General features: G+C 44.5%; 22 protein-coding genes. 6 read left to right on the forward strand and 16 right to left on the reverse strand.

What is annotated here, in order from left to right:
• Window positions 1-93: 93 nt before the first annotated feature.
• The 4 genes from Pmgp_RS15540 to Pmgp_RS15555 form a co-directional block, all read right to left on the reverse strand.
• Complete coding sequence (locus tag Pmgp_RS15540) at window positions 94-1038, reverse strand: glycosyltransferase family 4 protein (RefSeq protein ID WP_134214982.1); 945 nt, start codon at window positions 1036-1038, stop codon at window positions 94-96.
• A gap of 39 nt (window positions 1039-1077) precedes the next feature.
• Complete coding sequence (locus Pmgp_RS15545) at window positions 1078-2424, reverse strand: O-antigen ligase family protein (protein WP_134214984.1); 1347 nt, start codon at window positions 2422-2424, stop codon at window positions 1078-1080.
• Window positions 2421-2987 (reverse strand): YveK family protein, encoded by a 567-nt coding sequence (locus Pmgp_RS15550; protein ID WP_192902959.1) that lies wholly within the window; start codon window positions 2985-2987, stop codon window positions 2421-2423. Before Pmgp_RS15550 ends, Pmgp_RS15545 begins: the two co-directional genes overlap by 4 nt.
• A 361-nt stretch (window positions 2988-3348) precedes the next feature.
• Entirely contained in the window at window positions 3349-5379 is a 2031-nt protein-coding gene (locus Pmgp_RS15555) for a right-handed parallel beta-helix repeat-containing protein (RefSeq protein WP_134214988.1), read from the reverse strand.
• Window positions 5380-5534: 155 nt separating this feature from the next.
• Between Pmgp_RS15555 and Pmgp_RS15560 the strand changes: the two genes are divergently transcribed.
• Entirely contained in the window at window positions 5535-5861 is a 327-nt protein-coding gene (locus tag Pmgp_RS15560) for a DUF3307 domain-containing protein (RefSeq protein ID WP_134214990.1), read from the forward strand.
• Here the strand turns inward: Pmgp_RS15560 and Pmgp_RS15565 are convergent.
• From Pmgp_RS15565 to Pmgp_RS15615, 11 genes are all read right to left on the reverse strand, one after another.
• Complete coding sequence (locus Pmgp_RS15565) at window positions 5852-6793, reverse strand: NAD-dependent epimerase/dehydratase family protein (RefSeq protein ID WP_134214992.1); 942 nt, start codon at window positions 6791-6793, stop codon at window positions 5852-5854. The two genes, Pmgp_RS15560 and Pmgp_RS15565, sit on opposite strands and share 10 nt — an antisense overlap.
• A gap of 162 nt (window positions 6794-6955) precedes the next feature.
• Complete coding sequence (gene asnB, locus Pmgp_RS15570; protein ID WP_134214993.1) at window positions 6956-8920, reverse strand: asparagine synthase (glutamine-hydrolyzing); 1965 nt, start codon at window positions 8918-8920, stop codon at window positions 6956-6958.
• Window positions 8921-9286: 366 nt separating this feature from the next.
• A complete protein-coding gene (locus tag Pmgp_RS15575; protein ID WP_134214995.1) occupies window positions 9287-9913 on the reverse strand; it encodes a sugar transferase in 627 nt (208 codons plus the stop codon).
• Between the two features lies 1 nt (window position 9914).
• Window positions 9915-10976 (reverse strand): GNAT family N-acetyltransferase, encoded by a 1062-nt coding sequence (locus tag Pmgp_RS15580; RefSeq protein WP_134214997.1) that lies wholly within the window; start codon window positions 10974-10976, stop codon window positions 9915-9917.
• A 20-nt stretch (window positions 10977-10996) separates the two neighbouring features.
• Entirely contained in the window at window positions 10997-11590 is a 594-nt protein-coding gene (locus tag Pmgp_RS15585) for a YdcF family protein (RefSeq protein WP_134214999.1), read from the reverse strand.
• A gap of 31 nt (window positions 11591-11621) precedes the next feature.
• A complete protein-coding gene (locus tag Pmgp_RS15590) occupies window positions 11622-12701 on the reverse strand; it encodes a glycosyltransferase (RefSeq protein ID WP_134215001.1) in 1080 nt (359 codons plus the stop codon).
• Window positions 12702-12733: 32 nt separating this feature from the next.
• The gene (locus tag Pmgp_RS15595) at window positions 12734-13933 is read right to left on the reverse strand and encodes a glycosyltransferase family 4 protein (protein WP_134215003.1); all 1200 of its coding nucleotides are present in this window, start codon (window positions 13931-13933) and stop codon (window positions 12734-12736) included.
• A complete protein-coding gene (locus Pmgp_RS15600) occupies window positions 13926-14870 on the reverse strand; it encodes an SDR family oxidoreductase (protein WP_134215005.1) in 945 nt (314 codons plus the stop codon). The genes Pmgp_RS15595 and Pmgp_RS15600 overlap by 8 nt, the downstream gene beginning before the upstream one ends.
• Before the next feature lie 16 nt (window positions 14871-14886).
• Window positions 14887-15633: a CpsD/CapB family tyrosine-protein kinase gene (locus Pmgp_RS15605; protein ID WP_134215007.1), complete on the reverse strand. Its 747-nt coding sequence runs from the start codon at window positions 15631-15633 to the stop codon at window positions 14887-14889.
• Window positions 15626-16318 (reverse strand): YveK family protein, encoded by a 693-nt coding sequence (locus Pmgp_RS15610; protein WP_134215009.1) that lies wholly within the window; start codon window positions 16316-16318, stop codon window positions 15626-15628. The genes Pmgp_RS15605 and Pmgp_RS15610 overlap by 8 nt, the downstream gene beginning before the upstream one ends.
• A gap of 147 nt (window positions 16319-16465) precedes the next feature.
• Window positions 16466-17392, reverse strand: a complete 927-nt coding sequence (locus Pmgp_RS15615) for an SH3 domain-containing protein (RefSeq protein WP_134215011.1) — start codon at window positions 17390-17392, stop codon at window positions 16466-16468.
• A 204-nt stretch (window positions 17393-17596) separates the two neighbouring features.
• On the opposite strand from Pmgp_RS15615, the gene Pmgp_RS15620 reads away from it, so the two are divergent.
• From Pmgp_RS15620 to Pmgp_RS15640, 5 genes are all read left to right on the forward strand, one after another.
• The gene (locus Pmgp_RS15620; RefSeq protein ID WP_192902960.1) at window positions 17597-18637 is read left to right on the forward strand and encodes a sulfurtransferase; all 1041 of its coding nucleotides are present in this window, start codon (window positions 17597-17599) and stop codon (window positions 18635-18637) included.
• 607 nt (window positions 18638-19244) lie between these two features.
• Window positions 19245-20246: a sulfurtransferase gene (locus tag Pmgp_RS15625; protein ID WP_134215015.1), complete on the forward strand. Its 1002-nt coding sequence runs from the start codon at window positions 19245-19247 to the stop codon at window positions 20244-20246.
• 470 nt (window positions 20247-20716) lie between these two features.
• The gene (locus tag Pmgp_RS15630) at window positions 20717-21697 is read left to right on the forward strand and encodes an MBOAT family O-acyltransferase (RefSeq protein ID WP_345789157.1); all 981 of its coding nucleotides are present in this window, start codon (window positions 20717-20719) and stop codon (window positions 21695-21697) included.
• 14 nt (window positions 21698-21711) lie between these two features.
• Window positions 21712-22824, forward strand: a complete 1113-nt coding sequence (locus tag Pmgp_RS15635) for an alginate O-acetyltransferase AlgX-related protein (protein ID WP_134215019.1) — start codon at window positions 21712-21714, stop codon at window positions 22822-22824.
• Between the two features lie 291 nt (window positions 22825-23115).
• Window positions 23116-23850, forward strand: coding sequence for a class I SAM-dependent methyltransferase (locus Pmgp_RS15640; RefSeq protein WP_192902961.1), 735 nt, complete (start codon window positions 23116-23118; stop codon window positions 23848-23850).
• Between the two features lie 16 nt (window positions 23851-23866).
• Here the strand turns inward: Pmgp_RS15640 and Pmgp_RS15645 are convergent, their stop codons facing one another.
• Window positions 23867-24823, reverse strand: coding sequence for a GDP-mannose 4,6-dehydratase (locus tag Pmgp_RS15645; RefSeq protein WP_243119899.1), 957 nt, complete (start codon window positions 24821-24823; stop codon window positions 23867-23869).
• Window positions 24824-25029: the final 206 nt, after the last annotated feature.

Consider the following 25029-nt stretch of genomic DNA (forward strand, 5'->3'; position numbering starts at 1 on the left):
ATCATTTCCTTTCCTCCTGTACGCCTGTTAATTTCCAGTTACAGTGTACAGGATTGGTTTGATCGGGTGGTCAACTTTTTGGTGATCAATGGGTTAAAATTGGTACACTTTTAGTTTAGCAAATACAACCCCACATGAAAGGGCTTCTAAAACTGACATAGGTGTTCCTTCCGCTATTGATGGAAGGATTAATAAATCACAACTTGAGAGAATCACAGGTATATCCAGATGCGGTTGCTGACAGATAAATTTTATAGTGTCTTCTAAACAAGCTTCAGATACTTTATGTTGCAAAGAATTCAACAAGGAACCCTTTCCTACAATGAGAAGCTTAATATTTTCTCCCGAATCCGATAAATATTTTACAGCATCAATAATTTCCTGCAGTCCTTTACCATTCTCCAGTCTGCCAAGAAAGACGCCAACAAAATCATCTGTATCGTATCCATAATATTTACGCATTTCTATTCGCTCAACTGAGCTCAGAGGGGAAAACTTTTTTATATTAACATAAGGAGGTATATAAAAAATTTTAGCTGAGAGATTAGGATATTTGGATAAATAATGCCGCTTTCGTTCCTTACTAACACAAATAATTGCATCGGCCTTTTTTAAAATTATTGGTTCAATAAACTTGTAAAACCAACACTTTAAAATCAACCTTATTGATTTTTTCGAATGCACTAAATCTATTAGATAATGTCCGTGAAAACCATGAATTGTTATTATAATACAAAAAGATTTTGGTCCAAAAATAAATGGTAAAGCCCATTCAATTTGATGAAAAGATAACAGCGAACCGTTTAAACACTTCCGCTTGGTTAGCCGTATTATTAATAGCAATACGAGTATTTTAATCGTTTCCGGCACACGCAAATACGAAAAAACCGTTTTAGGAGTGCTGCTTGGATTTCCCCGTGTTTTACCTATAAATACAATGTTATTATTTAACGCCTCTTCTTTTATACCCCTAATATAGTTTGAAATAGCGTCTGAATCAGAAATCAAATCTGTAGGATGAACAAAAAAGATTTGCAAGAAAAGCTCTCCCCTTTAAAAACAAGCCCTTTCGTTTCACTACCTGTTCAACAATCTTGCCCTAAAAAGAGACAACTTGTTTATAATCAATAATCCTACCCAGAAAAATTTCATTTTGTATTCCGTTCCTGTAAGAGAGGCAAAAAATAGATATACAAGCATACAAATACCCAACGTTTTTTCCGGATCACCAGGCAATCGACCAGTGTATTTCCAGGAAACCAACCAAAACATGCTGTATAAAAGTAAGCCCAACAATCCCAGTTCAGCCAGAAGACAAAGAAAGGAATTATGAGCATCCAGCATTACGTCTCGATCTTTGATCCCGTTGTATGATTTAAGAAGGTAATCGTTGTAAGCCGTGGGAAAACCGTAGATACCGACTCCGGTCAGCCAGTTTTCCTTGACCATCTCCAAACCGACCATCCATATATCAAGCCGCCCACAGCCACGGTCTCCAAGAACGGCTATGGAAACAATTCTCTCTGCGATTAGAGGTGGCATCGCATTAATGATTACGCTGTTAAAAAGCAGGACAACAATCAGAATAGCGGCGAAAAGGGTGATTTTGAAAATCCTGCTTTTTGTATATAGACCGGCAGCAACTATTGAAGCCAGCACGGCCAACCAAGTTCCCCTGGAACCGGATAACAACAATCCCAAAGCCAGCAGAAAACCGCTGGCTGAATACAGGAAACGCTGATAACCCCGGCATGTGCAGGTCAGGTATATCGCCAGAATGAGACCAACGCTTATAGCACAGGCAAAGTGGTTGGGATCTTGCGTACTCGAAACGGAGGCTCTTGTGGCAAAACCAGCCTCATATACACCTAAGATAGCTATAATGGCAGCGATAGTGGCGCCAATAATGTAACTTCCCATAACAGCCCGAAGCTTTTTATCAGAATCGATTAAATTACAACTCATCAAATAAAAGAGAACCAGTTGGATTATGGTTAAGATAGCGTCTATTCCATTATCCCGGTCAACGGTCCATAAAAGGGAACAGGAAGACCATGCCAGGAAAAGCAGCGCCACCCACAGGAAAAGGTCTGTCTTGATTTTTTGCCTCTTGAATATTGTTTGAAAAAACCAGAAGATAAAGGTAGCGGCCCCTATAACTTTTACCAATGTAAAGGAAAAGCCAAATTTGGTCAGTTCCTCAAACGGTACCAATAACAACATGCCCGTCAGCCCCAAAAAAGGCTTCCAGATCATTAGCGGGACAACCAGAGCCGCTACAACAACTATGAGTAAACTACCGGTTGCGGAGGCCAGACAACCAATTATTGCACCACAGGCGACAGCTGAAAACAAATACGATATTGGTTGTTCACCGGTTTTGGGCCTTCCCCTCACCGGCCTAATAACCTCCACTTCTTTCATCTTAAGAATTTGTCCTCCAGCCAAAATGAAATGATGATTGCTACAATCAGTCCGGCTGCACCGGCTGCAACTGTATTTACTAAAATATCTGGTTTATCTTGTTTTAACGGAACTTCGGCAGGGCTGATTACTTTAATGTTATCGCTTCCATACAGAAGATTTGCCTTTTTCCGCAAAACATCGACTGTGGTGTTGGCAATAAAGGCGGCTCTTTGAGGGTTTTCGTCTTTAACAGATATCTTTAACAGTTCTAATTCCTTGACGGGAGAAACAGTAATTTTTCTTGTCAGTTCATCGAGAGAAATACCTTTTAGCTGCTCGGCCACTTTCTGTAAAGAATCCTGTTCCAACGCTAATGCGCCGTAAGTTTTAACTAGCTGCCGGTTTAAAAGTAAAGAATCGTAACCTGACATAGTACCACCGGCACTGGTGTTAGCAACCATGATGGTAGCTGTTGCCCTGTAAACAGGCAACATAATCATACTGACGGCGCCCGCTACGAATATGGCTATCATGGGAATAATGATTATAATTAACAGCCTTTTTTTTAAAACTTCAAGCAAACATTTCCCTCCCAACAGAATAGTGGACTGGTTTTCTCATATAACGTTAAAGTTGCTTCTCCAGCGTTTACATATATCTTATGAGTTTTTACGCAAGAAGGTTACTATGAAGCCTTACTTCCATTACTTATGGAGTATATTAATGTTTAAGTTGGAAGAAATGTTTTCTGATTGTGTTACTGTGATGACATTATAGCCGTGACCGGGAAGGTTCTGCGTGGTTCAAAAAGTTGCTGGAGCAAACCTGTACATCTTGTCCGAACGAACAGTAATCGGCCAGCAGCAGATGAGATAAAAAAGGCCATGAGACGGCTCCAGTGTAGAACCGGCTGACTTAAACCTGACTATTTACATTTCAAACCTATACCTTCACCGCGAATCCATCGACGTCCACCCGGCAGCTTGTTGACTGTTGGTTATTTGTCCCTGCCACCTCAATACGAATTATGTGTGTACCGCCATCTAGGAAAGCCAGGAACACCGGACATCGGAGCTCGTACTCAGCACAGTAAAGATCGACTTTGGTATGAAGCATGTCATCAATATAAACCATTGCGTGCCCGCGATCCGGCCCCCGTGTGGAAAACCAGGCTATTTCCATGCCGGTGAACCTGAACGAAGCGGCTGCACCCGGACAAACCGTATGGTGGAGTGTATTTAAATAAGCTTCCTCAGAATTGACAAAATCCCAGTCACCCTCGTACTTGATCAGCGGACTTGTGTCATCCGTGGGAACAACTGTATACCTGTGATCGGACCAATTCCCCCAGTTTCCAAGATCATCTCTAGCCCGGACACGGAAATAATAGGTGTGTCCGCCTGTGCCCCAAAACACCCCTTCATTTTCCCTGGTTTCCGCCAGCCAGTTTTGCCAGGCTCCTCCGATCCCATCTTTATATTGGATATTGAAACCGCCCACTTCCCCTACTTCAATAGATCCTTCCCATTTTATATTAAATTTGAGAGAACCCGAGCTGTCACATGAATAGTGAGGGGTATGAGTTATGGCCGCTGAAGGGGGAATAAAACTTCCCTCTGCTGATTCGTAAGGACCTATGTCAATTCCCCAGCCCTGCGGACGAATATTACCGTCAATATCGGCGCCTGGGGCGCTCTCTTTGGCGCCGCGATCAATTGCCGGGCTATTTTTAGCCAGCCTGAAATCATTGCGTGACGGGTCTACAAACAGGGGATCCCGGCAAAAACTATGCTCTCCCCTGCCGGTTTCTTTAAACCAGGACCGCTCATTTATTTCGTCCCTGGAATACCTGCGGTTATTGTTAGAAAGCTCAGCATCCTCACGGCTCCAGAAGATATTATAATCTTCCTTTTCGAGAACAGCGGAACTGTCAAAATGAACGCCACCGTAGTTATAGGCAAAAATATTGTTGATAAGTGATATCCGGATCGGGAAAGCGCTTGCTACTGAACTGGCGGACAAACCATAGCCGCCTTTTACCCCGCATTTCGCGACGAGATTGTTGTATAGCTCATACCCCCCCCCGCCCTGCAAGGAAACACCCGCGGCTCCGTTGCTGTCTATGATACAGTTAACCAGTCTGCATTTCTCACTAACACATTTTATGCCGTATCGGTCATTTCCCCGGGTAATGCTGGCGGAAATGGTCATGCTTGAGGCCAGGCAATTAAAACCGCTGCCCGCGTTATGATTCGCGGTGCATTTTTCAATGATAATGCCGTCTCCGCTGTGAAGCGCAAAACCATCCGGGTTATTAGGGCTCTCATTATAAGAGAATCTTGAATGAACTATCCGGGCAGTCTTCAAAGGCCCGGGGGAAACCTCCAGACCTGGTCCGCTGTTATTATGACAGTTACAGCCTTCTATAATTAAATTTTCAGCCGATATAATATGCAGCCCGGTGCCGCAGTCCAGCACTTCCAGATCAATTATTTGGACAGACTTATTTCCCCCCCATAGGGCAACCCCGTATTTCTCAAAATTTCTAACTTTTAAACCAGATAAAATCACAAAAGAGGCGCCAAATTCAAAGTTGAAGCCGTATTTCCAGGAACCCCCTTCTCCGTCCAACACCACTTCTTCTCCTTGAAATGCGCTTACTATAATTGGCTTCTCGCCTGTGCCGGATTTTTTTAAGGAGACATACTCTTTATATATGCCTTCGCGAATCAGCAGCTTTTCACCCGGCTGCAAATTATTTATGGCATGCTGCAGGGTTTTCCAGGGGCTGGTAGGAGAACCGGCGTTATTATCATCACCCATGGGAGATACAAAATATATTGTGTCTTCTTCAATGATCTTGTTTCTTAAACCGTTTGGGAAACCTCTATCTTCTTTTTCCCTGAAATATTTTAAATATAAAAATACCCAGACCAGGAGAAGCAATACTCCAATAATAATTAAAACCTTCAATTAAAAGCCCCCCCGGAACTCTTTTACCTTACACAGATATCTATTTTTTACCGATAACATGTACCCTTATCTACCTGATATAACATAAAATACCATAATGAATCGAAACGATTTTCTTCGAATATAGTAAAATATACGGCATTGGGAGGAAGATTATGTACCTAATTTTACCCCTGTTAATTATGGCACACATTTTTGCGGATTTTTTTCTTCAACTCGCCAGATTAGCAATCTATAAAAGAAAAAATATTCTGGGACTTGCCGCCCATGCTATGACTTGGGCTTTCTTTATTAGCTTGGTTTTAGCTTTTACAGGCATCTTTTTACCATGGAAATTTCTTTTCCTTTTTGCCACCCATTTCCTAATTGACTTGCTTAAAATACACTTCTTCGAGGTATCGCTTCCTATGCTGCACCCGGTTAATATTGCCGATCAGTTTTTGCACTTTTTCACCATCCTGGCAGTCGTTTTCTACCCCTGATAAAAACCATGGTTATCCTGGAGCCAACAGTAGGTTAGGGTAAGCCCTTGGTTAATATTAAACGCAGGTTCAAAACCAAGAACCTCTTTTGCCCTGCTGTTATCTATGAACAACCTGCGACCGGTCGCGGGGCTGTCCTGAAAAAGAATTGGGCTGCCGCCGCCGGTAATCTTTATGACTTGATCCGCCAACTGGAGCATAGAAACGCATTCATCCCCTCCGATATTAAAAATGCACCCGATAGCTTTTGGCTGGATTAAGCTTAAAACAACCGCTTCAGAGAAGTCATCGACATAAGTGTAGGTGCGGCTGTCAGAACCGTCTCCGTATATTGTCAATGGCTCCCCCCTCAAAGCCTGCAGCAGAAACTTCATAGGCACGCTTATTCTGGAATTTCTCGGTCCGTAAATATCCGCCGCCCGCAAAATAACCGCCCGCAGCCCGTTACTCCTGGCCAGCGTCGTACAAAAATTTTCTCCGGCCAGTTTTACAGCGCCATGAATCAGGACCGGCTCAAGCGGGTGGTTTTCGTCTATTAGGACATGTTTCCCGTTGCCGTATACGGCAATGGATGAGACATAAATAAATAACGCGTCGCGTTCCAGAGCCGCCTTGATTAAATTAAGAAGGCCTGTTAAAATCTCCGTTACAGCCCTGGGTTCGATTGATCGCTGGCGCAGGGCCATGGGAAACGCCAGGTGAATAATTGTGTCGATGCCCTTGGAAGATTTTAGCACAGCATCTTCATAAGCAATATTACATTTTATTAGTTCGATTTGTTTTAAAACCGCGTATAGATTCGTTTCCCTGCCGGAAGAAAATATGTCTAAAGCCCGGACTTTCGCGCCTTCCACAAGCAGTTTTTCACAAAGGTGGGAGCCAAGAAAACCCGCACCGCCTGTTATTAAAACATTACGCCCTGTTAATCTCACTTTGCCCTCCATCTAGCTTCAATTCCTAATTTTTAATACAACTTGCTGTAAACAAGGTAAAAAAGGCTTTAACTCACCCTTTGAGATAGCGGTGATTAAAACCTTAAAATATATTTTCCTTATGGTTTAACAACCACATAATCTTTCTCATGTGCCTTAAAACTAATCACTTCTCTTTTCATTTTCCAACCAGGCCTGAAATATTAAAACATTCCATAAATAATACTGCCAGTTTTTTTCCCCTCTAAGATGCTCCCGCCATAACTTCAAAATTGGTTCCGGCCTAAGAAAGCCTTCCCGTTTTAAGCTTTCGCTATCTAATAAATCATCAGCCCATTCCCTCAGCGGTCCACTAAGCCAGCTGCCAATGGGCACTCCAAACCCCGCTTTGGGCCGTTCAATCAGTTCCCTGGGCACGTACCTGTAAAGCAACTGGCTAAGCAGCCACTTTCCCTGCCCATCCCTAATCTTCATTGAAAGCGGCAGCCTCCAGGCGAACTCGACTACCCGGTGGTCCAAGAGAGGCACCCGCGCTTCCAGACTTACGCCCATACTGGCCCGGTCTACTTTGGTAAGGATGTCGTCAGGCAAATAAGTCACGGTGTCCAGGTATATCATTCGCTGGGTAAAGTCAGGCAGCTCCGCCCAACGGCTGCGGTCGTTCAATATCGTGGGAGGTTCGCTGGCGTCAATCACCACTTCGGCAGGTTTTTTCCAGGTGGAAACCAGGCCGCGATACATTTCCTCGGGATTTTCCACAGCCAAAATTTCGGCCAGTTTATGCAGCTTATCGCCTGGGGTTCTCTGTTTTAGCTTTTCCGATAGAATAGGATCCAACTTGCTAAAAACAGTTTCCAAGCCTTGTGGCGATAACATCGTCAGTGCTTTGGCGGCCATACTCCTCAGATTCTGAGGCATCCATCCGATTTTATGCCAGATGATCCGGCCCCAAAAGTATCGGTTGTAACCGGCAAAGAGTTCGTCCCCTCCATCACCCGAGAGGCTAACAGTAACCTTCTGCCGCGCCAGCCAGGAAACCAGGTAAGTAGGAAGCTGTGAAGAATCAGAAAATGGTTCATCATACAGGGTTGACAGTTTGGGAATAACCGCCATCGCCTGCTCAGGCCTAAAATACAGCTCAGTGTGGTCGGTCCCCAGATGCGCCGCAACTTCCTTGGCGTGAATGGCCTCATTGTAACCGTGCTCATAAAAGCCAATAGAGAATGTTTTGACCGGCTGATCGCACTGGGCCTGCATTAAAGCTACCACCGTTGAAGAATCAACACCGCCTGAAAGAAAAGCGCCAAGAGGCACATCCGCTATCATGCGCAGCTTGACGGCATCCCGTAACAGGGAGTCCAGGTGGGCGACGGCTTCGTCCACTGATCCCGTAAAGGGCCGGGCTATGCCGCGCTCCGCGACTTCTCTGGCTGACCAATAAGGAATGGGGGCGGGATCGGATCCTGTATCCGCGCAATGCAAGGTCAGTATCGTACCCGGCAGGAGTTTATAGATCCCCTCGTATATAGAATAAGGAGCCGGTATGTAGCAAAAGCGCAGATACAGCGCCAGAGCGTCACGGCTGATTTTGCCTTTGAAATCAGGATGGGCGCGTAGGGCTTTCAATTCAGATCCAAAAAGAAATGTCCTGCCCATCCAACCGTAATACAGAGGCTTGATTCCCAACCGGTCGCGAACCAAATACAACACATATTCTCTCCGGTCCCATAGAGCAAAGGCGAACATCCCGACGAAACGCTCGACAGCCTGCCAAACACCCCATTGTTCAACAGCGGCAAGCAACACCTCTGTGTCAGAATGTCCGCGAAAACCATGCCCAAAGGATTCCAGCTCCTGCCGCAATTCCAAAAAATTATAGATCTCCCCGTTAAAGACCACCACATAGCGGCCACATTCCGAGTGCATAGGCTGGCGGCCTTCGGGGGAAAGGTCCACGATAGACAAGCGCCGGTGTCCCATGGCTATGCCTGCCTCTTCTTCCACCCAGGCGCCCCCGTCATCGGGACCACGATGAATAAGTGTATTAACCATACGAATAACTGTAGCCTGGAGTTCTTCCGGCGCAGTTTGGCGGGTTGCACTATAAAAGCCGGTTAGACCGCACATGGGGCCGCAACCTCCTCGTATACTTCATCCGGTGCGACAAAGGTAATAGGCGTACATGCCGCTGACGCAACGCCAGCAGAAGAAAAAACTAAAACAAATAGACAGGATTAACAAGATTTAAATTGATTAACAGGATTTTCAATAAAATTTGTTAGAAATATCATTTATTACACTTATTAGTAAAGTAACAGTAATACAAAAAGGTTATTGAATATTTTGTTTAACTTAAAAAGGATTAAATTGAATCCTGTAAATCCTGATTAATCCTGTAAATCCTGTCAATATGTTTTGAATTTTTGGGATAGAAAAATGCTCCTCAACGTGACACCGAGTATGAACATGGTTAGAATTTATGTGTGCATTTTTTTATAATTTCATGAAAGGGTCTACGTTTTTGCGGTCCTCCCTGGCAGCTCCGCCATGTCGCGATAAAACCACGGCAACCGTCTTAAACAGTATTTTCAAGTCTAACCAGGTAGAATAATGTTCGACATACCAGAGGTCCAATTCAATGCGCTCAGGCCAGTAAAGGGCCAGGCGGCCGTTTACCTGCGCCCATCCGGTGATACCCGGCTTCACGTTTAACCTTTTCCTTTGCCTTTCATCGTATAGACTAAGATGGTGCAATGGGGCTGGCCGCGGGCCCACCAGGCTCATTTCTCCGCGTAGTACGTTCAATAACTGCGGCAGTTCGTCAATGCTGGTCTTTCGAAGAAATCTACCCACCTTTGTAATCCGCGGGTCGTCTTTTTCCACAAACATTCCAGAACCTTGATTGACAGCGTTGGGAACCATGCTCCGGAACTTACACATCCAAAAAATTTCGCCATACAAGCCCAGACGCTGCTGCTTGAAGAAGACTTCGCCCGGCGAGGTTAATATAATTGCCAGCGCCACCGCGATCAGCAACGGACTTAAGAAGACCAGCAGAAAGAGTGCGCCAAGCAAATCAAGTACCCTTTTAAAAAGTTGATTTTCCCTCATTACTGCCATTTCAAAACCTCCGGTAACCAGGAAAGTAACTTTCACTTTCCCGGGGTTTTTTTGCCGCCATCATGTTTTCCAGCATTCCCACCGCTTCGTGGTTGTGCACCTTTTTCCCCACGTAGAAATTCAGCACTCCTTCACTGGCAAAAGAGCGCTTGTATCGAAAGATTCCGTCTCCTTCACGGTAGCCGCCGCCGAGTAAAAAATATCTTATGCCCTTACCTTTTGCCCACTTAATCACTTCGTGTTTTAAAATGTTATTTGGGCGAAACTCATAATATTCTTCCAGCGTCCCCCCCAGAAATGAATGGATATAGGTCTCATTGTACAGCAGTAGTTCTGTTGAAATTATCCGGTCACCCTTCAGGGTGTGGGCATATAAAAAATTATCTTTTAGCTCTTTATGAATGTAATCAAAAAATTGATCGCTGAAGTAGTAAAATTCACCTGCCCGGTTTCTTAAGAGGGTAAGGTGATAGATGGAAATAAAATCGGTAAAACGCACCGGTGTCTTTTCCAGGATTACTTCCAGCCCCTCACGGCAGGCCTTTTTTATATTTTTGCGGTTATTTCGCTCATAACCCGACCAAATTTCCTCCTCTGATTTGGCAAGATCAACACAGACCACGGAGGATGCCTTTTCAACCCGAACATGATTTTGCAGCAGCCGGTGGTTCTCCAAAACGGGGTGAAAGCGGATGAACTCGGTTATGATGTCATTTCTTTCACAGTACTCTGCAAAACACCGGTAAAAGTTATCCCACACACATTCACTGACCTCCGGATCAGCTATTGGCCCGCCATAACCATAAGGACTGATGATATCATATAAAATCCGGTCAAGTTTGTTTTCTAGCCCGGGAATCAGGTTAACCTTTCTGAGTAAAAAAGGATAAATAACAGAGGCAGTTCCTTCACGGTATATAAAAAGTATGGCTTTCCCCAGGTCGCTGAACAGCTTGCAGTATTCAGGCAGATAGTGAAGGTCCGGATTTAACCCCTTTATATTTTCCAGTTCCCGCAGCCATTGCTCCCGGTCTTGCATGCCCAAAACATAATAATGTCCCATCCCTTTACACCACCCGGTACTTACCAATACCTGAACCAGTAATAAACCAATTTTATATATTCACTGCGGACTATTTGTCTGTCAATTTCGCTTGTGCACCGGCCATCCACGTTGAAACCTGAATCCTTGGTTGAGCTGTAAAGCAGTTTTACACCGGTGTTTCTAAATACCCTTTCAAATATCAGTTTGGAACGCCTCATATGATATGGTGAGGTAACGATAATGGCAGACTTAAAGTTTTGCGCCAACACGATATTTCTGGAATAAACGGCATTGTGATAGGTGCTTTCAGATTTATCCTCTACAATAACGTCCTGTTCTCTTACACCTGCACTGACAACCCTCTTTGCCATATACCATGCCGACGACCCATAGCCGGACATGATTATTTTAGGCGCCAGACCTTTCTTGTATAGTTCCGCCGCGTATAGATCCCTTTCTGAATCACCTCCGAGGACAATCAGCACATCAACCTTCTGAAGTTTGTCATCAACAACCAACAGTTTCGCCATTAACGGCCATGGGGAGTGCAAAAACATTGCAGATATCACGGCAAGAAGAAGGACTCCGGACAATATGGCAATACACCAACCTTTTCTTTTTATCTCCACCACCCCAGTCAGTCCCCGCCAACCATATTATTTACTAGTTATTGACATATCGCTGATATAGCTCCACATATTGTTTAGCGGTTTGTTCTATGCTGAATTTTTGTGCCTTTTCCATGCCGGCTTGAGAAAGTTGACTCCGGAGTTCTTGAGAGGAGAGCAACGACGATATTGCTTCGGCCAGGGCGTCTGAATCACCGGGGGGAAATAGTATTGCGGCGCCCCCAACAACATTATTCAAACCCGGCACATCACTGGCGATAACAGGCAAACCTCCTGCCATGGCTTCCAGCGCGGCAATGCCAAAACCTTCAAAATTTGAGGATTGCACATATATATCCGCCATTTTGATTAGTTCAGGAACATCCAGGCGCCGGCCCAGGAAATGCACACGGTCGGCTATTCCCAGACTAATTGCCAGCTGCTCCAATTGCTGCCGCATTTCACCGACGCCAACTATAACTAATTGCGCGTCAGGAATCTTAGTTATGGCGCGGAGAGTAGCGGCATGATCCTTTTGAGGTTGCAGGCGGCCGATGGAAAGTATTACAGGCCGGCTGTCATCGAGAGGGATTTTGCTCTTACTGGCGGCTCCGGCGGCAGTAATTCTTTCGAAATTTATGCCGTTTTGAATAACAGTTGCTTTCCCTGCAGTATCAGGAACCCAATCTATTAAAGCTGACAAGGCATCCTGGCTAATACATGCTATAGCATTGTACTGTCTGTACATCCACCTGTCGATTGGCCGCAACCAGGCCTTCCTTCGATAATTATAGGTACTGTGCTCTGTAGTGATGAGGACAGTCCTTTTATCTGACAGGCGTTTCGCCATAGCAGCCCAAAGCTGCGCCGGAAAAAGGTGCACATGTATTATGTCAAAATGGCGCAATTGACGGGCCAGCCTCAAAACATGCATTGGTGAATATACGCTGGCTTGAACGGAAGATAGAAAACAAACACCCATATTTCCCAGTTTGCGTTCGAGATGGCTTCCCGTAGAATTCAGAAGAAACATGGATAAATCAATCCCACTCTGTTGAAAGAATGGAACCATATCCGCCAACAAAACCTCTGCGCCGCTTATCTCCATGCTATCTATGACTTGTAGAACTTTCACAAATCTCTCACATCCCTCTCCATATACCTCCGTTAAAACTGATTTGGATAATAAGAATATTTTTTATCGTTCAAGACTTCCTTATAAATAGCCATAACCTTTCGGCCTACTTCAGCCTCATCGAAGCATCGGAGCATCCGCCGCCTTCCCTCCCGCCCCATCCGCAGGCGAAGTCCAGGTTCCTCTAACAGCTTTTGCAGCGCTGATTCCAGAGCCACACTATCCCCGGGCGCTATGAGAAATCCTGTCACACCATCCTCTACCACTTCCCTGCATCCCCTGATATTCGTTGCAACGCAGGGCACAGCCATGGCCTGGGCTTCGATGAGAGAACGCGGCAATCCCTCCCGGTAAGAAGGAAGTACGTAAATATCAGTAACTGCCAACAAATCGGTGATGTCTTCACGCTGTCCCAGGATCTGAATTCTGTCCCGCAGCCCGTGCTGATTAATCTGATGCGTGATACTGGCAAGAAATCCCTCGTCAGGACCAATAAAAAGAGCCTGCCAGGGCACATCCCTCACCTGCCGCAGCGCTTCAACCAGGTCGTGGTATCCCTTTTCCCGGTTCACGCGGCCTATCATTGTTATCACCGGATCCGTCGCCCTGATTGCCAGAGTATTTTTAACCCGCAGGCGTTGGTGGGAAGAAAAACTGCCCGGGTCAAACTCATTGAGATCAACACCGTTTCCAATGTAGACCAGACCACCAAGGCGAGGCTTGATGCCCGTTTTAAGAGCGGTAATCACGTCCTCCTCGCTCTGGGAGAGCATGATGTCGGTGATTCCGGCCATCCACATTTCAATTTGCTTGTAAGTTAAATACTTCAATCTGGGCATTCCGGGGTGAAAGGGAAATCCATGTACCGTATGAATCACGCTGGGAACCCCTGCCAACCTGGCGGCCACCCTGCCGACCACGCCGGCTTTGGTAGTATGAGTATGGACGATGTCCGGCCGTACAGTCCGGAAATAACGGCACAACCTGCGTACCGATCTAAGATCTGAGAGAGGATTAATTTTTCTGTCAATGTAAATCTCTTTCACGGGAAATTGCAAACGACGCAGCATTTCTCCCTCAGGCGAGGGGCTGAATACAAACCCCACCTCCAGTCCTCTTTCACGGAAGAACCGGCATTGAGCAAGTAAGGCCCGGTAAGCGGTAATACCGATGGTGGTTACGTGAATAACCCGGGGAACACCGCGTTCTTTTTGAGGAAACCCTTTAATCATAAGCATTCTTCTGCTTAAACCAATTAACTGTTAATCTCAATCCCTCTTTAATTTCGGTTTTGGGGATATAGTCAAGCAACTTGGAGGCTTTTTCTATACTGGCCATTGAGTTTTTGACATCACCCGGGCGTGGTTCCGAGTAAATTACATCAACGTTAGAACTGGTAATATCAATTAAAAACCTCAACAGTTTGTTTAACGTAATTTTGTTTCCGTTAGCGATATTAAAAACTTCACCTGCAGCCCCGGCGGCCTGCCGGGATAAAAGATTTGCCTCTACCACGTCGTCAATGAAAGTAAAATCCCTGGACTGCTCTCCATCGCCGTATATTACCGGTGGTTTTCTTTTCAACAGCGCGTCAATAAACCGGGGGATCACCGCCGCATATTCCGATTCCGGGTCTTGCCGCGGTCCGAATACGTTAAAATATCGCAACCCCACCGTCTCCAAACCGTACAATTCATAAAAAATCCTTCCATAAACCTCCCCGGCCAGTTTGGTTGCCGCGTAGGGAGACATCGGCCGGGGCTGCATGTTTTCATGTTTTGGAAGAACATCGCTATTGCCATAAACAGATGAGGAGGAGGCATATACCACCCTCCTGACCCCTGCATCCCGGGAAGCCAGAAAAACATTCAGCGTTCCGGTAACGTTGACTTCGTTTGTCGCCAGCGGGTCGGCAACCGATCTGGGCACAGAAGGAAAGGCGCCCTGGTGAAAAACCACCTCCACCCCTGACACGGCCTGCCGCACATCACTCAGGTTGCGCAGGTCTCCTTTTTTCAGTTCAATGTCTTTTAACACCGGCTGCAAATTCTTAACGCTGCCGGTAGAAAAATTATCGAGAACCCTTACCCTGTGGCCCTGTTCCACCAGAGCGATGGCAAGGTTAGAACCAATAAAACCAGCCCCGCCGGTAACCAGTAGGGTGCTCATTCAAGAACCACCAGCTTTACTTGACTTGCTTTTTTAATTCCTGCTGATTTGCTTTTTCTTTTTTCTTTTTTGGTTTTGGAGGAATATTAACCCCTTCAGTATAGTAGGAATAGTAATCTTCACTGCTCTCTTTCATTCCGGCGCAATTTAAGGCTACTCCCAGGATATTTGCCTTTGCGTTTGTCAAGAGTTCCCTGGTTCTGATAATTGAAGCACGGGAGGCAACCATGGACCTTACCACCATCAGCACGCCGTCCAGTCCCTTGGATAAAATTGCGGCGTCAGCCACCACAGCCAGTGGAGGAGCATCCAGCAAAATTACATCCGCTTTTTCTTTCAGACTTGCCACCAACCGGCTCATATTCTGGCTGCCCAGCAATTCTGTCGGGTTGGCAGGCAGAGGTCCAGCCGTTAATATCTTTACTCCGGCCATTGGAAGAGGCTTCAAAACCTGATCCGCTTCTTTGAACCCGGTTAGAATACTGGTTAATCCGAGCTGGTTATCCATGTTAAATATCAAATGCTGCTGAGGTTTACGCAGGTCACAGTCAACAATAATCACGCGTTGGCCTGTTTGCGCAAAGACAATGCCCAGGTTGGCTGTAACAAAAGATGTGCCTTCACCGAACCCCCCTCCGGCCAGCAAGATAGTCTTTAAGGTATCTCCCACTCCGAAAAACTGCAGGTTCGCTCTTAAAGTACGAAAGCACTCTGCTATAAAAGAACGGGGCTGGCTGTAGGTGATCAGTTCGTAACTACTCAACTTTTACGCTCCTTCCTCCGTCGGTTAGCGTAACCGCAGGAATCAATCCCAGTATGGGCAGCTTAAGATAGCTTTCGACCTCATCAGAATTTCTGATGGTATCGTCCAGGTACTCCCGGACAAAAATAATCGCCACAGTAATGATGAGACCTAAAATACCGGCAAGAACAATATTCAAAAAGGTTTTAGGGCTAACCGGAGTATAGGATGGGTTAGCCGGGTCGAGCACCTGAATATTTTTAACATTTATGATTTTTTGAACTTTGCCTGAGAGCGCCTGAGCCACCCCGTTGGCAATTAGAGCCGCCATTTCCGGGTTAGAGTCGCTGGCTTTTATTTTCAGGATTTCGGTATCACCGGCTAAATCCACTTGAATTTTTGAACTTAACTCTTCCGGGGTATAATCTAAATTGTTGTTTTTGATGACCTCTTCCGCGACAGCACGGCTTTTGGCCAGTTCGCTGTAAGTCCTCACCAGCCTTTGGTTTAATGTAAGAGTATTAATGGTTATCTCGGAAAAAGGGGTCATCTGGTCCCGCAACACAATAATTGTTGTTGTTGAATTATAAACAGGTGTCAGTATAAATAAGCTGATTACAGCGCTGGTAAGCATCGCCACAACCGGCACCAAGACCAGCACCAACTTCAGCTCTCCTAGTATTCTTCCGAATTCCTTGAGCTTCATCTAGCCATTCCTCCTCGATACATACACTCTATAAGCAGCACACTAGTAACTGCCGACTGTTACGTTATCATATGGAATATAATTTGTTGGCGTTACTTAATAAGTCATAGACTAGCGAGTCAAAGCGCCAATCAAAAAATTTTTAACTTAAAGTAATATTTGTATGTAGTTTTTTAAAACCCACCCTATTTGTCCGTCGTTTAACTTAATCCTGATCCATTCACCGGTTTCATTTTTATCTATAACTTCTACAATATCGCCTGTATTTAACGTCCCGATGATTCTACCGTCAAAGCCTCCTTTATCCCTGACATTAAGGGAAGACACAAGAATTTTGACTTTTACTGCTTGTTGTTCTCCCTTTTGGTTATCTTCTTCTAAATCGATATTTTCCTGATCCGTTGGGATCATGGCGCCGGCATCATCGGACTCTTGTGCCGGGGATTCCTCTGAAGAGGACTCTTTACTTTCTTCTTCCGCTTGCCGCTTTTGTTCTAGAATTTCCTCAAGCACAGGGTCCCTGTACTCAACCTTACCGTCTTTACTATTTTTCTTTTGAAGCGAACTGGCAAGCTGATCTTGAATGGTTTGCGGTCCCTGACTTTGCGCCGTAGTACCCTTGCCTGCCTGCTGCGCCTGATTTTTATCCGGAGTGGTCTTGGACTGCTTTTGTGTACCCTGGGTATTACCAGCCGTTCCTTGTGATTTCCCCGCCCCAGTCTGGCTGGTTGTAGAGCCCGTAGACTTAGAGGCCTTAGTTGCTGTATCATTTTGCTTTGCGGCATCTTCCTGAACCAGAGAAGGTGTAGGCATGTACTGAACTTGTTCCATATTTCCCCTGGGCTTAAGAATTATTAGCCCTGCCAGTATAGCAAGGGAACAAAAGGTCCAAGCAAACCACTTGGATTTTACCTTTCTTCTCGCTTCAATCTGGGCCAATGTTATAATCACAAAAAGAGCCGTAAGAACGGCGGTTGAAATTAATGCAACAAACCAAATATGTTCTATTCCTGACAAAATGAAAATAACTATTTTATTGACATAAGGGTTCTCAGACAACTCCAAGAGCCACATGAGGCTTGCTCTCCCTCCTCGAAAACCAACTTCAGTCTTTGTTATTTTATGTCGGGCTAAACAGGCGTGTTACAGTAACCTCTCGTCCATGGTCCGTTCAAAGATGGTAACTTATTACGCATTCATTTCATAAGATATTTCTGAGAATCCAGACTCCGGATACATTTGAGAAAGGTGGTGCAAATGTTCTTAAGGGAACCCATTATGGAAGTACAAAGATCTGATAAAAGAAAAGGGTTAATAGCTGTAAAAGGTATTTTTACGGTTGTTTTGATCATTCTGATCATTATCGGAACCTTTGTACTTGGGGGCTGCAATCGCAAAAAGCAATCTGTGGTAACCATACCTACCACACCCGCCCAGGTGGAAGAAAAGAAAGAAGACCCGGCATTCCGCCTGGCCGCCACAGAAAAAATATCGGGCTATGCCCACCCCGAAGCACTTATCAGCGTCTACGATCTAAATCAAAAAATCTACGACCCCGGTACCTTTATCCTTGACACTCGCGGTCGAAGCTACGCAGTTTTTCAGTCTTCTTATCCGCAAGGTCACATACCCGGGGCAGTGCCAATCCTGCACGAACACTACTCCCACCCCACATATACTGGTCGGATAGCCCCTCCGCTTCAACTGCAGAATCTTCTGGGAGGATTGGGCGTCAGCAACGACAGCGCCATCGTTCTTTATGGAAATGACGGCCTGCAGGCGCGATTGTACTGGGCCCTGAAGATGTACGGCTATGACAATGTAAAAATTCTGGACGGCGGCCTGGATAAGTGGAAGGAGGCCGGCTACGACATTACCCCTGCCAATTCCCCCCGCCGTCCCGAAACTTTTGAGTTTGATTTGGACAAATCAAAAACCGAGCAGATGCTTGCAAGCATGACTGAGGTAAAAGCAGCCGTAGGCAGCGGAAATTACATTATTGTGGATGCCCGCTATAAGGATGATTACTCATACAGACGCATCCCCGGCAGCGTTAACCTTTATTACGCTGAACTGCTGAATAGCGACCAAACATTTAAGCCGGCTCAGGATTTAAAGGCGCTTGCCGAAGGTAAAAACATCGTGAAAAATAAGAATATTATTGTTTACTGTGATTCGGGAGTCAGCTCCTCCCTGGTTTGGTTCGCCCTTTCCGAACTTCTGGGATATCCGAGTGTTAAACTCTATGATGGGGCTTTATACGAGTGGGTCAAGCAGGGATGTACGACTGACAGCAATTTAAATAAAACCTCACAATAAAGGGAAGGTTAAAACCTTCCCTTTTAGGTCGTGGGTCAATTTTGTCTTGAGTCGTTTGTCGTGGGACGTGAGTATCCGGGTATTCCACTAATTGGGGACATTCCTCAGCTTCGAAGGCAGGCTCCAAATAGAGGTGTGTCCCCGTTCCGCTTTCGGGCGGGATTCATCCCGCCAAATGTGCGGCTGAAGCCGCACCTTCAACTCTTACGTCTCACGTCTCAATGGAGCAGCTGGCTTCAAACACCATGGACTTTGAAGTATTTGAATTTGTCGATACTCTGAAGGGAAGGTAAAAAAACCTTCTCTTCCTTTTTGTCAAACAATTAACATTTAAATGGTACTATTCTCCTTTAAATCAATATTTATGACCTAATTCTAATATTATGAAGCAAGCAACCAGATTCTGAAATTTGTTAGCAAAATAGACATTAGCCTCATAGTATAGTGTATAGATTCAATAATAGCCAATGTTTTCCTTTCCTAGCAACTAATGACCATGAATGCTTTAGGCGAAATTTTAAAAAACTTAACATTCTGCAAATAAAAGGAGGGCTGTGTAAATAAGACTTTTAAAACTTAATAAAATATTACGGAGTGTGAAAGAAATATGAACAAAAAAAGACTACCGTTTTTGATTTCCTGCCTGGTTGCTATTTTTATTTTAACTGCCACCCTTGGCATCCTGGCCGGCTGCAAACGCAGCTCAAAACCCGCCCAGCAACCAAGGCAAAAAACTCCGGCTGAACTGGCTGCGGAGAAAATTTCTGAATATACCAAGCCGGAGGCTGTCATCAGCGTTCACGAGTTAAATAACAATCTTAAAGACCCCAGCCTGGTGATCCTTGATACACGCGGCAGGAGTTATCAGGTCTTCGCGGCGACTTACCCCTTCGGTCATATACCCGGGGCTATCCCTATTCTGCACGATGAGTTTTCGCATCCCGTCTTCTTTGATAGAGTAGCGACTCCTTTACAGTTACAAAATTGCCTGGGGGGAAAAGGTGTCAACAATCAGAAAAAAATCGTTCTATACGGTAATGACGGGTCACAAGCTCGGATCTACTGGATGTTAAAGATGTATGGTTGTGAAATTCCGATACAGATCCTTGACGGCGGGTTTGAGAAATGGAAATCGGCTGGTTACGAAGTGACCGGTGCGCTGCCGGCAGTCACACCGTCCCAATTTGCCGTCAATCCAGCAAAAAGCGACCCCAGTATCTATACAAACCTGGAAGAGGTTGTGGACTCAATTCTTAATTACACACCAAACACCATAATTGTCGACGCCCGTTCCCAGAATGAATATCTAGCCGGGCACATACCCTGCAGTGTCAATATCAATGTCAACGATATTCTGAACGAGGACTTAACCTTTAAGACGCAGTCGGAGTTGGCGGCTATGTTGGCCGCGAAAGGCGTTACTCCGGATAAAAAAGTGCTGGTCTACTGCAACGACGGAGTGCTGTCTTCTTTGCAATGGTACGTTATACACGAACTTATGGGTTACCCCAGCGTGAAGAACTACGACGGCGGTTTCGCCGAGTGGATGGAAAGGGAACTGGTGCTTGAATACGGGGAACAGAAACTCGTTGTAAAACCCGCACAATAATGAATAAGGGAAAGGGTTAACTTTCCCTTAATTCACCTTTACCGGTATAATTAATAAATTTACAGGGGAGCATTATGCTTTTTAACAGTTTTGAATTTATATTTATTTTTTTGCCATTGACTCTGTTTATTTTTTATTTCTGCATAAATAAGGGACTTAATCGCCCGGCAATATTTTCCCTGGTTTTGATGTCACTTTTATTCTATAGTTACTGGAATTATAAATATGTTTTATTAATTGCTCTCAGCATTTCATTAAACTATTTAACCGGTCATCTAATAAGTAAAACAGGAAAGAAATATATCTTAATTGCCGGAATATCTTTTAATTTGCTTTTATTAACATACTATAAATATTGCAACTTCTTTATTAATAACATAAACAGAGTTTTTCATACAGACATAAGCTCTCTAAACATTATTTTGCCCCTGGCAATTTCTTTTTTTACCTTTACCCAGATAGCTTACATTGTGGATATTTACAGGGATAGGACAATTAAGTACGACTTTATTACATACAGTTTATTTGTATTATTCTTTCCGCACCTGATTGCCGGTCCAATCGTATACCACAAAGAAATCATACCGCAGTTTACGGATCAAAAAACATTTCAGGTAAATTACCGGAATATATCCACCGGTATCCTGTTATTTTTTATTGGTTTATCCAAGAAAGTAATAATAGCTGACTACTTTTCCCCTCATGTATCCGCGGTTTTTGACCTGGCGGAGCATCCGACCTTCATCGACGCATGGGCGGGAACACTTTCATATGTTATGCAGATATACTTTGACTTTTCCGGTTACACCGACATGGCGCTGGGGTTGGCTTATTTATTTAATATAAAGATGCCGAATAACTTTGATTCACCATATCAGTCGAATAACATTATCGACTTCTGGCGCAGGTGGCATATGACCTTATCAAGATTCCTAAAAGATTACCTGTATATTCCCCTGGGGGGAAACAGGCTCGGCAAGCCGAGAAAATACTTTAATCTGATGGTTACCATGCTGCTGGGGGGGTTGTGGCACGGAGCGGGCTGGAACTTTGTCATATGGGGCGGATTACACGGTCTTTATTTATGCGTCAACCACGGATTCAGAGCGATAAAAATGGAAATTCACTGGCTAATGGGAAGATTGATTACATTCACCGCCGTCTCGGTGGCCTGGATATTTTTCAGGGCAAAGGACCTGGGAAACGCGCTGAATGTTTTATATGGGTGCGCCGGCCTGAACGGGATTAACCTGCATCCAAAATACGCGACAAAAGCAGAGGTTTTTTACATACTGCTGGCTCTTATTGCCGTCAATGTTCTGCCAAACTCAAATTACCTGGCAAATAATATCAAACCACAGTTGAAATGGCTGTTGTTTACCATTGCTCTCGCTCTAATCTCCTTAACCATGATTGATAATCCCAGCGAATTCTTATATTTCCAATTTTAAGGCCGGGTGGGAAAATGTCTTTTAAACGTTTTGTTCAATTATCGTGTATAGTTGTAACTCTGTTTTTACTTGTTCATTTAATTTTATATCAATTTACAAAAGAAGCCCTGGCATGGCCGGAAAGAATTATCAAGCGCTCCGCCATTACCGGCAGACATGAACCCTTAAAGCATGTTGAGGTTGTTACTATCGGGGATTTGGCGCGGCTCTCTTACCTTTACCGGCTGGGAACAGAACGAGTAAATGTTGACACTTCCGACCGGTTGGGATACTTAAACAAGAATAACGATAAGAGCAAACAATACCCGGTGGTAGTGGTCGGTGACTCCTTTATGTTGTGCAACGGCGATGACAGGCGGTTTACCGACCTGCTTAAGAATAAATTAAACATAAACTGTTACAACATGGCCGCCAACGGTGTCGAGGATCCCTTCACCTTCCTGCTGAGCGATTTTAAAAAAGAAGCCAAAATCCTGGTCTGGGAAGCGGTCGAAAGGAATATTAAGGCAGACACTTTTAATATGGAATATTATGACTATTATTTTGCAGAGTCCAAGAAAAAAATGGAGCTGGTTGACCAGTGGAACCGCCAGCAGAATTTTAACAAACAATTAAAGATCGTTAATTCATCCAACCTGAAATTTGTCATTAACAATTTATCCTACTCCCTTACCGGCGAACCGCTGATCGGCGATGCGGATATCGCAAAACTTGATAACGGCAAAGAACTGCTGTTCTATAAGAACGATTTGATATCCTTCCAGCGGCTGAATTCATCTCAAGACTTGGAGCGCTCTGTTGAATTTATTACACGCATTGACAGGGAATTAAAGAACAGCGGCGTAACTCTCATTTTTTTTGCCGTTCCCGACAAATATGACGCCTATTATGAAGGAATTACCGGCGAAAAAAAATTAAAAAATGACGCTCATTTTATTGAGAGCCTGACCAGGGAACTGCAAAAAAACAATGTAATTGCTGTAAACTTAAAAGATCCATTTCGGACCGCCATCGGGCAAGGGAAAGATCTATATCACTTTGATGACACTCACTGGAACACTGAAGGCGCCGAAACGGCCGCCGAACTGGTTGCACGGGAAATAAAAACGCGCGGATTACTGGATTAAGCGTTATGGCAGTAGTATATAAATAAAAAAGAAGGTGATGTTATTTATTACAATGATAAGATAGAGAGCCTTAAAGACATTTTTGGCGCGAAGGAGATAATCCTGGAAAATGATCGTTTAGTTGTTGATGGCCGATCTTATCCAATTGTTGATGATGTTATTATTCTCCTTGATCCTGCGCAATACCCTCCCATACTGAATAGTAAATGTAAAAATGAAGAACAGTTACTCGATTTTGCCGAAGATATTCAATTTACTTTCAGCGAGGAATGGAAAAAATATCCTGATATATTGCCCGAACATGAAAATACCTTCTTACAATACTTTGATTTAGTTAACTTATCGGATTTGTCGGATTCCAGGGTGTGCGACCTGGGCTGTGGCATTGGCCGCTGGAGTTTCTTTATAAAGGATAAATGCCGCGAATTAGTTCTTTTAGACTTTTCCGAGGCGATCTTTGTAGCTAGAAACAACCTTAGGGATACAGACAACGCAATATTTTTTATGGGCGATATAAAACGAATGCCATTTAGAAATGATTTTGCTGATTTCTTATTCTGCCTGGGTGTATTACACCATTTGCCCACTAATGCGCTTGATGAAGTAAGGAACTTAAAAATATTTGCTCAGGATATATTAATTTACCTCTATTATGCTTTGGATAACCGGCCTTTACATTTCCGTATTCTTCTTGGCATAGTGTCAATGATGAGAATGCCTTTATCGAAGGCCAGAAATCCGCTATTCCGTAATATCTTTACCTGGTTGGCCGCTGCCGGTATTTACATGCCGCTTATCCTTTTGGGGAAAATTTTGAAGCCGGTGGGATTAGCTAAATATATTCCATTATACGAGGCTTATAACGGGAAGAGTTTTAAGGGTATTTGCCAGGATGTATACGATCGTTTCTTTACACGAATTGAACAACGCTTCAGCAAAACGCAAATAAATACTTTGTTTGACACCTTTACCGGTGTTACTGTTTCGCCTCAGATGCCTTACTGGCATTTTATATGCAAAAGGTAAGCAAATAACATTTATTTCATCCTTTGACAATATGGTTCTCCAGCCTGCGTTTCCAAAAAAAGAATAAATCATTTAAAGTCGTTAACAAATTAAACTTCGGCCGCCAACCTGTTTCCCTGGTGATTTTTTCGCGGCAGCCCCGCAGCATTGCAATATCCGTGCCTCGCAACAAGTCTGGGCGGCTTTTAACCCTAATTTCTATTCCCGCCAGTTGACTGAATAAAGATATAATCTCTCTTACGGAATAAACCTCTCCACTGCAAACGTTGTAAACTTCACCTGGGCACCCTTTTTGCAGCAACAGGCGATATGCCTCAACAACATCACGCACGTCAGTGAAATCCCTGGCAGCCGCGAGATTTCCCGCCTCAATTACCGGCTCTCTCAAGCCCATTGAAATCTCAGCGGTCATTTGAGCCATCCGTGAGCAAACAAAAGAGTTCTCCTGACCGGGTCCGGTATGATTAAACGGACGCACCCGAATTACCTTCAAGCCGTTTATACCGTAAGTGAGGGAAACCAAATCAGCTGATGCTTTGGCTGCCGCATAATGATTCACCGGGCAGAGCGCCTGCTCCTCCCGGATAGGCTGCTCCTGTTCCGGCACAGGACCATATATATTGGCGGAGCTGACATAAAGAACCCGGCAGTATGGAACGATTTGCCTGACCGCTTCAAGCAGGTTCACAGTCCCACTAAAATTGACCTGGTAATAAAGCTTTGGCTCATCCACGGTAGTGGCTGAAACTGCCGCTAAATGATAAATTTCCTTTGGCCTGATTTCATCTATTAGTTGATTAACCTTCTCACCGTCTGTAATATCCAACTGCCTCAAGTTTAGGACTGAAGTTACCGCCTGTCCCGGCTCCCGTGAATGATAAGTGCCATAGATATCCCTTGCCCCCTTGGCATGAAGACAATCAATCAGGTGCCTGCCGGCAAAACCAGTTGCGCCGGTAATAAGTATTGTCATGCTCCGCCCGGCCTTTCAAAATTCACAAGGTCTATCATCATAATTGACTTAATCTTTCAAGGCGTTCTTTAATCATTGAGCCCACTACTTTTGGAGAATATTCTGTATGGATGGTTTTCTGCCCGCTCAAACCGATTATTTGATAGAAATGACTGTCGGTGACAAGTTTTTTCATAAAATAAGAGGCATGTTCAACATCAGGCTCC

Source organism: Pelotomaculum propionicicum (assembly GCF_004369225.1).
In the GTDB taxonomy this organism is placed as follows: Bacteria; Bacillota; Desulfotomaculia; order Desulfotomaculales; family Pelotomaculaceae; genus Pelotomaculum_B; species Pelotomaculum_B propionicicum.